The following is an 11686-nucleotide window of genomic DNA, read 5'->3' as shown; positions in this document are numbered from 1 at the left end:
GGGCATCACCGGCATTCGCGATCACCAGGGCAGTACTCCGGACTCGTCTCGCAGGGTCCCGATGGGGCCGTCGGCGCCGATGGTCGCCACCGTCACGACCACCGCGTGGGTGGACCTGCGCAACAGCGGCAGGGCGGCCTCCGTCACCCGCACGATGCCGACGGCGTTGGTGTCGAAGACCCGCAGCGCCGACGGGCAGCCGCGATGAGCTGATCGCCAACCTGCGGCGCGCGGAGTGCGTCGTCAGCTGAGTTCGTGGACGTTCCCCCGCACCGCTTCCGGAATCGGCGTCGGACCGGTGTTCAGCTCGAGGATCTGCCGGTTGATCCGGGGCTCGAGGATCACTTCGACGAGGGTGTCCGCGACGTCCTCGCGCGGGATCTCGTCGTGGAGCTCGGCCGGTCCGAGCGAGACGGTGCCGCGTCCCGGCTCGTCCAGCAGGAGCGAGGGCCGGATGATGACCCAGTCGCTACTGGCGCGGCTCACGGCGACGTCCGTCTCCTTCTTCACCGCGAAGTAGTGCTCGACCTCCGCGTCGAGGTCGCGCTCGCGCCACGACTCGGGAAGCACCGACACCAGCACGAACCGCGCATCCACCGCGCCGGCAGCAGCCAGCGCCTTCACCACCCCGGCACCGTCGATGGCATCGGTGACCTCGGTGGCCCCGGCGTTGGACCCGGCGGTGTAGACCACGACGTCCGACTCCGCGAGCATCGTCGCCAGTTGGTCCTCCGACAGATCGGCGAGGTCGCCGACCTGCGTGTCCACCGATCGGGAAGCCAGTCGCTCGCGCTGTTCCTCTCGACGCACGAGACCGGCGACGGTGACTCCGCGCGCCACCAACCGTTCCGCCACGAGTCCCCCGACGGCTCCGGTCACTCCGATGATGAAGACCTTCATGCGGCCAGCTCCTCCCGATGCGGTGGTGCTCTTGACTCTCACTCTCTCACCCCGAATACTTGCTTGTGCAAGCACATTGCGGGGACGGGGGCGACGATGGACCACCGCGAGTCACGGCCGAGCGACCGGCCCCCGCGCTCGGCGCCGGCCCGTCGAGTCGACCGCGGGCTCGGCGATCTGCTCCATCGCGGTGGCGAACGCCTCCAGGTCCACGCCCTGCAGATGGTCCATCACCCGCCGGCGGACGCTGGCGAGATGGACGGGCCACGCCGCCTCCAGGCATCGCAGTCCGGCCGGCGTGATGCGGGCGACCTGACCCCGACCGTCATCGGCGGAGCGCGACCGCTCCACGAGGCGTTCGCGCTCGAGGCGACCCACGACCCGACTGAGGCCGCTCACCGAGATCGCGACGTGACTCGCCAGCTGGCTCATGCGCATCGAGCCCTCCGGGGCCTCCGAGAGCGTCATCAGGACCACGTACTCCGTGCCGCCGATGCCCTGGTCCTGCATGAGGTCAGCATCGATCACCCGCGGGATCACCAGGACGGCCCGCGTCAGCGCGCGCCACGCCGCCTCCTCCCGTGCCGAGAGAGGAACGACTTCACCGGACCCATGTGGTTCGACCATGAATGACGACGCTAGCCGGTACTTGCTTGACAAAGCAACCGGAAAGGAAGGACACCGCATGAACGGCATCGAAGCCATCGTCACGACCCACCTCGACACCTGGAACTCCCCCGCGGGCCCGGAACGGCTCACGGCGATCGCCTCGGTGTACGCCCCCGACGTGGTCATCGGCGAGCCTCAGGGCACCCTGACCGGACACGAGGGCATGGAGCAGGCGATCGCCGCCCTGCAGTCCCAGTTGCCCGGCACGGAGCTCCGCCGGTCCGGACCGATCCAGGTGGCGCAGGACCTGGTCACCTACGCCTGGTCGCTCGGCACACCCGACGGTCCTGTCGTGGCCAGCGGCCGAGACGTCCTGTTCATCCGCGATCACGACGTGGCCGCCCTGTACGTGGTCATCGACACCCCATGAGCACCCCACCGAGAAGGACGAGCCCATGACCGAGATCCACGTGGTCCATGACCCCGCCAGACTGCGCTACGAGGCGAGCGCCGGTGGCGAGGCCGCCGGCTTCGCCGAGTACATCCGCACCGACGATCTGATCGTCCTCACCCACACCGAGGTCGACCCGCGGTTCGAGGGCCTGGGCGTCGGGTCGGCGCTGGCCCGGTTCGCGATGGACGACGTCTGCGCCGACGGACAGCGCAAGGTGATGCCGCTGTGCCCGTTCTTCAAGGGGTGGATCGGACGTCATCGCGAGTACGTGCCGATGGTGTACGGCGTCCCCGAGCCGACGGCGGGGGACTGACATGACCCGCAAGACGTACGACGGTCCGATCGTCGAGGTCTCGTTCGACGGGGACCTGTGCCGCCACGCCGCCGAGTGCGTCCGCGGCATGCCGGAGGTCTTCGACGTGGCGAGCCGGCCCTGGATCGATCCCGGGCGCGCCGACACCGAGGACCGCGCCGAGACCCTGCGTCGCGTCGTCGGGCGGTGCCCGTCCGGGGCCTTGCGCATCCAGGACTCTCCCACGCCCGGAAGGACGACCCCATGACCACGACACGGACGGACACGACGGGCACACCCGTGCAGATCACGCTCGAGAACGGCGACCCCATCGGCTCGTACACGGTGCGCCTCGAGGACGGCTCGGCCGTCGGCCGAGCCGACTTCGTCGATCCCCCCGGCGCGGGCCACCCCCGGATCTTCTTCCACACCGAGGTCGACGAGAGGTTCGGCGGGCGCGGGCTGGCCGGGCTGCTCGTGCGCGAGGCGCTGGACGACAGCATCCGCAAGAGCATCACGGTCGTGCCCGTGTGCCCGGTCTTCGCCGGGCACCTGCAGAACCACGGCAGCGAGTACAGCGCCCGCGGTGGGGTCTTCCGCTCGCCGCGTCCCGACGACATCGCGCTCGTCACCCACGCCGTCCGCGGCGACGCGTGAGGACCGGCGGCATGCGCTCGGTGATCCCCGACTACCTGGCCGAGGCGCTCGCCGACGTCGAGGCCGACGTCTCAGGAGAGCCCGCGGGGTACATCCCCGAGCTCGCGGCAGCCGATCCCGACCGCCTCGGCGCGGTCTTCGCCACGCTCGACGGCACGATCTACGGTGCCGGCGACATCGACACCGAGTTCACGATCCAGTCGATCTCCAAGCCGTTCGCCTACGCGCTGGCCCTGGCCGACCGCGGCTTCGACGCGGTGCTGGCCAAGGTCGGCGTGGAGCCGTCCGGCGAGGCGTTCAACGAGATCTCCCTCGAGGACGAGACCGGGCGCCCGCGCAATCCGATGATCAACGCCGGCGCGATAACGACGCACTCGCTGGTCGGCTCACCCGACCTGGACCCGGCACGGCGGGTGACGCGGGTGGTCGAGGGCCTGTCCGCCTTCGCCGGTCGGCCTCTGTCGGTCGACGAGGCGGTGTGCGCGTCGGAGATGGAGGAGGCCTGGCGCAATCTGGCGATCGCGAACATGCTGCGCAGTCACCGCATCCTCACCGAGGATCCCCGAGCCGTGGTCGACGGGTACGTCCGCCAGTGCTCCGTGCTCGTCACCGCGCGGGACCTGGGCATCATGGCCGCCACGTTGGCCAACCGCGGTGTGAACCCGCTGTCGGGCGAGCAGGTGGTCGCCGAGCCCGTCGTGCGTCAGGTGCTGAGCGTCATGGCCACCTGCGGGATGTACGACGCGGCGGGCGACTGGGCCACCCAGGTCGGCATCCCGGCCAAGAGCGGTGTGGCCGGAGGCCTGATCGGCGCCCTGCCCGGCCAGCTCGGGATCGCGACCTTCTCCCCCCGGCTGGACGTCCATGGCAACAGCGTGCGCGGGGTGTCGCTGTTCGAGCGCTTCTCGTCCGACGCCGGCATGCACGTGATGGCGGCGCCGCCGTCCGCTCCGTCGGTCGTGCGCTCCCATCGCGCCATGGGCACCGGCGCCGATGCCGTTCGCGTGATCCAGCTGCAGGGCGGGATCCGCTTCGCCGGTGGCGAGCGGATCGTGCGCGAAGTGGCGGACCAGGTGTTCCCCGAGACCACCGTCGCACTGGACCTCACGCTGGTCCATTCGATCGACGACGTGGCACGGCGCATGATCCTGGAGGTCGCGCGGCGCCTCACGCTGGACGGTCACGACGTCCACCTCGTCGACCCCGACTCGATCCTGCCGGACCCCGACCCGGGCGAGGGCGGCCGTGTGACGGTGACGGACGCCCTCGCCGGCCCGATCAGCCCAGGAAGGAGACCAGCGCGGCGTTGACCTCGTCGGCGTGGGTCCAGAGCAGCCCGTGGGGCGCGCCCTCGATCTCGAGGTACTCGGCGTCCGGGAGCAGCTGGCGGAACCGGCGCGCCGTCGCGTCGATGGGCAGGATGTTGTCCGCGGTGCCGTGCAGGATCAGCGCCGGCAGGCCGCTGCGCCTGACCACGTCGACGTCCTCCCGGAAGTCCTCGATCCACGACGACACGACCGCGTACGAGGCCACCGGGGCGCTCGAGACGGCGACGTTCCAGCTGGCGGTCACGGCCTCCTGGCTGATCCGGCTGCCGAAGGTCTCGGCGAGGTTGTAGAAGTCGGAGAAGAACTCCGTGTACCAGGCGTAGCGGTCGCTCTTCGCGGCCAGCTCGATCTCGTCGAAGACCTTGCGGGGCACGCCCCCGGCGTTGTCGTCGGCCTCGACCAGGTAGGGCTCCAAGGAGGCGAGGAAGGCGAGCTTCGCGACCCGGTCGGGCCCGTACGTCGACACGTAGCGGGCCAGTTCGCCCGTACCCATCGAGAAGCCGACCAGGACGACGTCGCGCAGGTCGAGTGCTCGCAGCACGACGTGCAGGTCGGCGGCGAAGGTGTCGTAGTCGTAGCCCGACCCGACCTTGGACGACTGCCCGAAGCCGCGGCGGTCGTAGGTGATGACCCGGTACCCCGCCTCGAGCAGCACCCGGGTCTGGCGCTCCCAGCTGTGCCCGTTCAGCGGGTAGCCGTGGATGAGCACGACGGGCTGCCCCGTCCCCTGGTCCTCGTAGTAGAGCTCGATCGGCGTGCTGTTCTCGGTGCCGACGGTGATGAATCCCATGATCTGTTCCTTCATTCGGTGAACTGCGGTGCGGTGGTGGCCAGCAGGGCGTCGCGGAACGCTCGCGCGCTCGGGAATCGATCCCCGCGGGTCTTGGCCAGTGCCCTCGCGAGCACGGCATCGAGGCCGGGGACGGACGTGCCGGCCGCCGGTGGCTCCTCGTGGACGTGTTGGTAGGCGACCGAGATCGGATCACCGGTGAAGGGCGGCCGACCGGTCAGCAGCTCGTGGAGCAGGCATCCCGCCGAGTACAGGTCGCTGGCGGCGTCCAAGGGCTCGCCCCGGACCTGCTCCGGCGACAGGTAGCCGGGCGTTCCGAGGAACTGCAAGGTCTGGGTGATCGCATCGGCCCGTTCCCCACTGGCCCGCGCGATCCCGAAGTCCACGAGCTTGACGGCGCCTTCGGGCGTGACCATCACGTTGGCCGGCTTGATGTCGCAGTGGACGACACCGGCCCGATGGCTGAACTCCAAGGCCGTGAGGACCCCGACCAGGTACTCGATCGCCTGCTCGACGGTCACACCGCCGGCCCGCATCAGTTCGCGCAGGGACCGGCCGGCGACGTGCTCCATGACGATGAACGGCACTCGTGCCGCGTCCGCCGCGTCCTCACCTCCGTCGTAGCCGGTGCCCACGATCGAGACGATCGCAGGATGGTCCAGCCCGGCCATGGTCTCGGCCTCGCTGCGGAACCGGGAACGGAAGCGCGGATCCTCGGCGAGGTCCGGACGGAGCACCTTGATGGCGACGCAGTCGCCCGAGGGGATGTCACGACCGCAGTGGACGGCTGCCATGCCACCGTGACCGATGACGCCCCCCATCTCGTAGCGGCCGTCAAGGACGCGGGTGGGACTCATCGCCGCGGCTCCCAGCGGAAGAACCGGCCCGCCGCGACGACGGCCACGACCACCCAGCCCACGCTCCGGAGCAACAGCTGCAGTGCGTCGGTCAGCGGGAGACCACCGTTCCAGGCGCCCATGACCAACTCGGTGACCGCGCCGCCCGGGAGCAGTTGCTTGATCGTGGTCAATTCGCTCGTGCCCGTCAGGCCGACCCAACTGGCGACCCCGATCAGCAGCAGGCTGATCGGCAGGGTGGTCACCTGCGCGTGCTCCGGCGAGTTCGTCAGTCCGGTGGTGGCCAGCGCGAGGGCGATCATCATGGCGGTCAGGACCAGGATCGCCACGGCGAGGACCGCGACGTCGGCCGGCGGACCGGCCACTGCGGCGAGCACCGCCAGGATCACGACCGTCTGGACCAGTGCGATGGCGGTGAGCGGCAGGAGCAACCCGATGAGGATGTCGACGTCACCGACGGCGGTGGAGCGCAGCCGCTTGAGGAACAGGTTCTGTCGCCGCGACGCCAACGTCGTCACCGCGGTCGTGTAGAGCCCGAAGGCCATCACGATGAACAGCATGATCGCGGCGATGTACCCGAGGCTGGCCTGGTCGGCGAGGGTCTCGTGCTGGTAGACGAACGTGGCGCTCACCGCCACCGGGATGACCAGGCCCGAGACCAGGACCAGCCGGTTCCGGAAGACCTGGACCAACTCACTGCGGGCGATCCCCACCACGCCCGTGGTCCGGTTCATGGCACCGTGCCGGGTCGTGTCAGTCATGGCTGATCACCCGGAACACGTCGTCGAGGCGCGTCGGCGCGGCCTGCAGGTCCTGCAGCTCCACACCGGCGTCGTCGGCCCAGGCGAGCAGGAGGTACAGGTCCTTCTGCAGGGCGAAGGTCTCGACGTGGAACCCACCGCCGACCCGCACGGTGTCGACCGGTGGCTCGGGTACGCCGGGTGGGAGCGAGAAGCTGATCACCGACGGCAGGGCCTGGGTCAGCTCGGCGACCGTTCCCTCCTGGCGCAACGTGCCTTGGTGCATGATGCCGATGCGGTCGGCGCGTTGCTGTGCCTCCTCCAGGTAATGGGTGGTGAGCACGATCGTGGATCCCCGGTCGCGCAATCGATCCACCGCGTCCCAGAGTGCGTCACGCGACTGGATGTCCAGACCCGTCGTCGGCTCGTCCAGGATGACCAGCTCGGGTCCGCCGTACACGGCGGTGGCGAAGTCCAGCCGGCGCTTCTCGCCGCCCGAGAGCTGGGACACCCGGGTGGTGGCCCGGTGCGCGAGACCGGAGATGTCCAGGACCCGTGCGACGTCGTCACGCCGACCACTCAGCGAGCCGATCAGCCCCACCGACTCCCGCACGGACAGGTCGGGCGAGAAGCCGCTCTCCTGGAGCATGATCCCGGTTCGCGGGCGCACCTCTCGCCGGTTCGTCGGGCTCTCACCGAAGATCCGCACGCTGCCGGACGACGGCTGGCGGTGGCCTTCCATGACCTCGAGGGTCGAGGTCTTCCCTGCCCCGTTGGTGCCGAGAAGGGCGTAGAACTCGCCCCGCTCGACCTGCAACGAGAGGCTCTTGACGGCGGGGAAGTCGTCGTAGGTGACGGACAGGTCGTCGACGACGACTACTGGGCTGATGGCCATGGCGCATCTCTTCGTGTGGAGGGTCCCGACAGCGGGCGTGCCCTCAGGCTCACACCGTCGGGTGCGCGGTCGCGTCGGTAGAAGTCCCTGATGGGGTCACGGTCGTCACCGCGTCCCGACCTACGTAGGTGGTCAGGACAGTCGCATCTCGCGCAGCTGGCGGCGCGAGGTGATGCCGAACTTGCGGTAGATGCTGCGCAGATGGGCCTCGATCGTGCGCGGGCTCAGGAACAGCTGCGCACCGACCTCGCGGGACGTCGCGCCGGTCGCCACGAGCCGCGCGACGTGCAGCTCCTGGGCCGTGAGCGCATCGGTCGGCTGGGCGGTCCGGCTGCGGGGGTGCTCACCGGTGGTCCGCAGTTCGCGGGCCGCGCGTTCGGCGAACGCCTCGGCACCGATGTCGGTGAGCATCTCGTGGGCGATCCGCAGCTGCTGGCGTGCGTCCTGTCGTCGGCCCTCGCGGCGGAGCCACTCACCGTAGACGAGGTGAGCCCGCGCCAGGTGACTGGCCAGCCGGCCACCCCCGAGATGCGCGATCGCCTCGAGGTAGTGCTTCTCGGCCGCCGCGCCGTCGGTCACCAACGCACGGGAGCGCGCCGCCAGCCCGAGTCCCCAGGGGGCGCCGCTCGCGGCAGCGCGCGAGCAGAGCTCCTCCAGCACATCGGCCACGCGCTCTGGCTGACCGGCCCGGCAGGCGGCCTCGATGAGCTCGGAGTGAGCGAGGTTGTTGTACGCCCACGCAGCGGATCCGATCGCCCGCGTGCCCGCCTCCTGCGCCCGGGCGTAGTTGCCGAGACCGTTGTGCAGGACCGCCATGGCGTACTGGGAAAGGACGGTCTCGGTGCGCTTCCCGGTCCCGGCGGACTCTCGTTCGAGGGTCGCGGCGATCTCCAGGGTCTCGTCGGGACGGCCGCGCCAGGCCGCCAGCACGAGCTGGGCGTGGCGCAGGGGCGCAGCGGTGATGGACGTCGTGATCGCGGTCTGCTGGGTCGCGAGCTCGGCGCGGGCGAGCTCGCCCGAGAGCACCAGGCCGATCAACTGGACGAACAGGGCACCGGGGAGGGCGGCCAGCGCCCCGGACTCACGGGCGAATCGCACGTGACGTTCCGCCAGCTCGTGGAGCATCTCGTCGTCGAAGAGCGACACCGCGGTCCGACCCGCGAGCCAGAGCCACCGGTGGTCGTCCGCCACGTACTCCGCATGTGGCTCGTGCTCCCGGAACGCCTCCAGCGCCCGACGCAGCATCGGCACACTGGCGTCGTATCCCGTCGTGAACCGCGTCACCAACCCGTCGAGCAGCAGGTCGGCCGGGCGAGGCGGCGCCGGCGAGGGCGGCGCGGCCAGGGCCGCCTCGGCCACCTCCCGCACTCCCCCGCCGGAGCCGGTGGACCCCCGCGACGATGGCCGCATCCATCGCGTCCAGGTAGGTCTCGCGGGACATGGCAGTGTCGAGTGGAGCGAGCGTCCTGGCGGCGTCCAGGAGCATCGCGGCCATGTCGCTGCCACGCTTCAGGTGGAAGCCGATCTGGGCACGCATCAACTGGGCCCGGGCGCACTGCAGCGTGTCGAGGAGTCCGGCCTCGGCGATGTCCAACAGCTGCAGAGCGGCGGAGGACATCCCCGCCTCGTGCATGGCCAAGGCGGCGTCCAGTGCGCGTCTCGCGCGGAATGCGGGGTCCGGCGTCAGCTCGACCGCCCGCTGCAGGAACGCCGCGGCAGCGGCGAGCCCGCCACGGGCGCGCGCCCGGCCGGCCGAGGCCTCGAGCTCGGCCGCGACGCTCTCGTCGACACCCATCACCGACTGCGCACGGTGCCAGGCGCGGCGATCGGGGTCGGAGCGATCGGTGGCGGTGGCCAGCGCACGATGCACCCGACGGTGGTCCGGCGGCGCAGCAGCCTGGTAAACCGCCGATCGCACCAGCGGATGGGAGAACCGCACCCGCGTGTCGATCTCCAGCAGCCCGGCGGCCTCCGCGGCGTCGGCCGCTCCGCAGTCGATGTCCAGCTGCGCGGCGGCGCGCTCCAGCAGTGCGACGTCGCCCGTCGGCTCGGCCGCCGCGATCAGCAGGAGCTCCTGCGTCGCCGCAGGAAGGTCGCTCGAGCGTCGCCGGAAGCTGTCCTCGATCCGCCGCGGGACGCTCAGCGCGTGCGGCAGCCCGAACCCTCCGGCCAGCCCCTCGGGTCGCGCACTGCGGGGAAGCTCCATCAGCGCGAGAGGATTGCCCCGCGCCTCGGCGATGATCTGGTCGCGGACGCGGGTGTCCAGCGCCGCATGGCCGGACCTGGCCAGGAGAATCCGGGCTTCCTCCTCGTCGAGCCCCTCGAGACGCCGCTCCGGCAAGCCGGTGAACGGGTCGTCACCGTCGTGGGGCTCCCTGCGCGCGAAGAGCAATGCCACCCGCTCGGCGGCCAGCCTTCGCGCCACGAAGGCCAGGACCTGCGCCGACGCCTGGTCCAGCCACTGGGTGTCGTCGACGATGCACAACAGTGGCCCCGCATCGGCGACCTCGGACAGCAGGTTCAGGGCGGCCAGTCCGACGAGGAACCGGTCGGGAGCGGCACCGCCTCGCACGCCGAGCGCGACGTGGAGCGCTTCCTGCTGGGGCGGCGACAGGACACCCGCGAACTCCAGCAGCGGCGCGCAGAGCTGGTGCAGCCCGGCGAACGCGAACTGGGCCTCGGACTCGGCCGCGGCCGCGAACACCACGCGGACGTCGGGCTCCGCGGTGTCTCGGGCCCGTTTCAGGATCGTCGTCTTGCCGATCCCGGCCTCTCCCCGCAGCACGAGCGTGCGGCTCCGCCCGGCTCGTGCCTCGGACAACAGCTGCTCGATCGCCTCACATTCGGCGCGTCTGCTCAGGAGGTCGATCAGTGTCGTCTCCCTCCATCAGGTGGAGCAGTCGGCCCTCGTTCCGGGCAGTGTAGCGTCGATCGGCCGGCGTGTGTCGAGGTCGGCGAGCGTTGACGCGGCCCCTCGGCGACCTTCGGCGTAGCGTGTGGTTTGAGTCACATGACGACGAAAGGCCGCGGCCGTGAAGATCGGTGTTCCTCAAGAGATCAAGAACCACGAGTACCGGGTGGCGATCACCCCGCTGGGCGTGCGCGAGCTCACGAGCCGAGGGCACGAGGTGGTCGTCCAGGCCGGTGCCGGCGCCGGATCGACGATCAGCGACGACGACTTCGTCGCGGCCGGCGCCACGACCGTCCCCGACGCGGAGTCGGCGTGGGGCACCGATGGCGGCGTCGACCTGGTGCTGAAGGTCAAGGAGCCCGTGCCCGAGGAGTACCACCGCATCCGCGAGGGCCAGGCGCTCTTCACCTACCTGCATCTGGCTGCCGACCGGCTGTTGACCGAGGAGCTGCTCGCACGGCGGGTCACCGCCGTGGCCTACGAGACGGTCACGGACGCCGCCGGCCGCCTGCCGTTGCTCTATCCCATGAGCGAGGTGGCGGGCTGCCTCGCGCCGCAGGTCGGGGCCCACTCCCTGATGAAGGCCCAGGGCGGCCGGGGAGTCCTGCTCGGCGGGGTCGGCGGAGTGGCCAATGCGAAGGTCGTCATCATCGGAGCCGGGGTCTCGGGCCAGAACGCCGCCAACATCGCCCTCGGAATGGGCGCCGACGTGACCATCCTCGACACCGATCTGGACAAGCTGCGGATGAGCTTCTGGCGCTATGACAACCGCGTGCACGGCCTCGCCTCGTCCGAGCTGGCGATCGAGCAACAGGTGCTCGAGGCCGACCTCGTGATCGGCGCGGTGCTGGTGCCCGGCGCCGCCGCCCCGAAGCTGGTCGGCAACGAGCTGGTGTCGCGGATGAAGCCCGGATCGGTCCTCGTCGACATCGCGATCGACCAGGGCGGGTGCTTCGAGGACTCACGCCCGACCACCCACGCGCACCCGACCTTCCCGGTCCACGACTCGACGTTCTACTGCGTCGCGAACATGCCCGGAGCCGTCCCGAACACCTCGACCTACGCCCTGACCAACGCGACCCTGCCCTACACGATCGCGCTGGCCGGGCACGGCTGGGTCGACGCGATGCGCGCCGATGCCGGCCTGGCCCAAGGACTCAACACGTACGCCGGCGAGCTGACCAACGCCGCCGTGGCCGCAGCCGTCGGGCTGACGTCGACGGACGTCGACACGGTGCTTGCCTCGGTCTGAG

Annotated in this window: 15 protein-coding genes; 7 read left to right on the top strand and 8 right to left on the bottom strand. The window is 70.7% G+C overall.

Annotated elements, in window-relative coordinates:
* Positions 1 to 61 precede the first annotated feature (61 nt).
* Positions 62 to 208 carry a hypothetical protein gene (locus GL325_RS09345; protein ID WP_187769357.1) on the top strand — a complete coding sequence of 49 codons (147 nt, stop codon included), beginning with the start codon at positions 62 to 64 and terminating at the stop codon, positions 206 to 208.
* A 35-nt stretch (positions 209 to 243) separates the two neighbouring features.
* On the opposite strand, the gene GL325_RS09340 is transcribed toward GL325_RS09345, so the two are convergent.
* Positions 244 to 900, bottom strand: a complete 657-nt coding sequence (locus GL325_RS09340) for an NAD(P)H-binding protein (RefSeq protein WP_187769356.1) — start codon at positions 898 to 900, stop codon at positions 244 to 246.
* Between the two features lie 111 nt (positions 901 to 1011).
* Positions 1012 to 1527, bottom strand: a complete 516-nt coding sequence (locus GL325_RS09335; protein ID WP_187769355.1) for a MarR family winged helix-turn-helix transcriptional regulator — start codon at positions 1525 to 1527, stop codon at positions 1012 to 1014.
* A 58-nt stretch (positions 1528 to 1585) separates the two neighbouring features.
* Between GL325_RS09335 and GL325_RS09330 the strand changes: the two genes are divergently transcribed.
* From GL325_RS09330 to GL325_RS09310, 5 genes are read left to right on the top strand one after another with little or no spacing between them, the layout of a single operon-like run.
* Entirely contained in the window at positions 1586 to 1939 is a 354-nt protein-coding gene (locus GL325_RS09330) for a nuclear transport factor 2 family protein (RefSeq protein WP_187769354.1), read from the top strand.
* Positions 1940 to 1964: 25 nt separating this feature from the next.
* Positions 1965 to 2276 (top strand): GNAT family N-acetyltransferase, encoded by a 312-nt coding sequence (locus GL325_RS09325; RefSeq protein ID WP_187769353.1) that lies wholly within the window; start codon positions 1965 to 1967, stop codon positions 2274 to 2276.
* A gap of 1 nt (position 2277) precedes the next feature.
* Positions 2278 to 2523 carry a (4Fe-4S)-binding protein gene (locus tag GL325_RS09320; protein WP_154596793.1) on the top strand — a complete coding sequence of 82 codons (246 nt, stop codon included), beginning with the start codon at positions 2278 to 2280 and terminating at the stop codon, positions 2521 to 2523.
* Positions 2520 to 2912: a GNAT family N-acetyltransferase gene (locus GL325_RS09315; RefSeq protein ID WP_187769352.1), complete on the top strand. Its 393-nt coding sequence runs from the start codon at positions 2520 to 2522 to the stop codon at positions 2910 to 2912. The genes GL325_RS09320 and GL325_RS09315 overlap by 4 nt, the downstream gene beginning before the upstream one ends.
* An 11-nt stretch (positions 2913 to 2923) precedes the next feature.
* On the top strand, positions 2924 to 4222 hold the full coding sequence (locus GL325_RS09310) for a glutaminase (RefSeq protein ID WP_187769351.1): 1299 nt from the start codon (positions 2924 to 2926) through the stop codon (positions 4220 to 4222).
* Here the strand turns inward: GL325_RS09310 and GL325_RS09305 are convergent.
* From GL325_RS09305 to GL325_RS09280, 6 genes are all read right to left on the bottom strand, one after another.
* Positions 4191 to 5030: an alpha/beta fold hydrolase gene (locus GL325_RS09305; RefSeq protein WP_187769350.1), complete on the bottom strand. Its 840-nt coding sequence runs from the start codon at positions 5028 to 5030 to the stop codon at positions 4191 to 4193. The two genes, GL325_RS09310 and GL325_RS09305, sit on opposite strands and share 32 nt — an antisense overlap.
* A gap of 11 nt (positions 5031 to 5041) precedes the next feature.
* The gene (locus tag GL325_RS09300) at positions 5042 to 5887 is read right to left on the bottom strand and encodes a protein kinase (protein WP_154596789.1); all 846 of its coding nucleotides are present in this window, start codon (positions 5885 to 5887) and stop codon (positions 5042 to 5044) included.
* Positions 5884 to 6648, bottom strand: a complete 765-nt coding sequence (locus GL325_RS09295) for an ABC transporter permease (protein WP_255499452.1) — start codon at positions 6646 to 6648, stop codon at positions 5884 to 5886. The genes GL325_RS09300 and GL325_RS09295 overlap by 4 nt, the downstream gene beginning before the upstream one ends.
* Positions 6641 to 7522, bottom strand: a complete 882-nt coding sequence (locus GL325_RS09290) for an ABC transporter ATP-binding protein (protein WP_187769349.1) — start codon at positions 7520 to 7522, stop codon at positions 6641 to 6643. Before GL325_RS09290 ends, GL325_RS09295 begins: the two co-directional genes overlap by 8 nt.
* A gap of 132 nt (positions 7523 to 7654) precedes the next feature.
* Positions 7655 to 8668 (bottom strand): LuxR C-terminal-related transcriptional regulator, encoded by a 1014-nt coding sequence (locus tag GL325_RS15980; protein ID WP_223111096.1) that lies wholly within the window; start codon positions 8666 to 8668, stop codon positions 7655 to 7657.
* A complete protein-coding gene (locus GL325_RS09280; protein ID WP_255499505.1) occupies positions 8604 to 10382 on the bottom strand; it encodes an AAA family ATPase in 1779 nt (592 codons plus the stop codon). The genes GL325_RS15980 and GL325_RS09280 overlap by 65 nt, the downstream gene beginning before the upstream one ends.
* Positions 10383 to 10554: 172 nt before the next feature.
* Between GL325_RS09280 and ald the strand changes: the two genes are divergently transcribed.
* The gene (ald, locus tag GL325_RS09275; RefSeq protein ID WP_187769348.1) at positions 10555 to 11685 is read left to right on the top strand and encodes an alanine dehydrogenase; all 1131 of its coding nucleotides are present in this window, start codon (positions 10555 to 10557) and stop codon (positions 11683 to 11685) included.
* The last annotated feature ends 1 nt before the right edge of the window (position 11686 follow it).

The organism is Aeromicrobium sp. 636 (genome assembly GCF_024433585.1).
In the GTDB taxonomy this organism is placed as follows: Bacteria; Actinomycetota; Actinomycetes; order Propionibacteriales; family Nocardioidaceae; genus Aeromicrobium; species Aeromicrobium senzhongii.
Note: the sequence above shows the minus strand (reverse complement) of the source record. Positions and strands in the feature narration are given on the sequence as shown.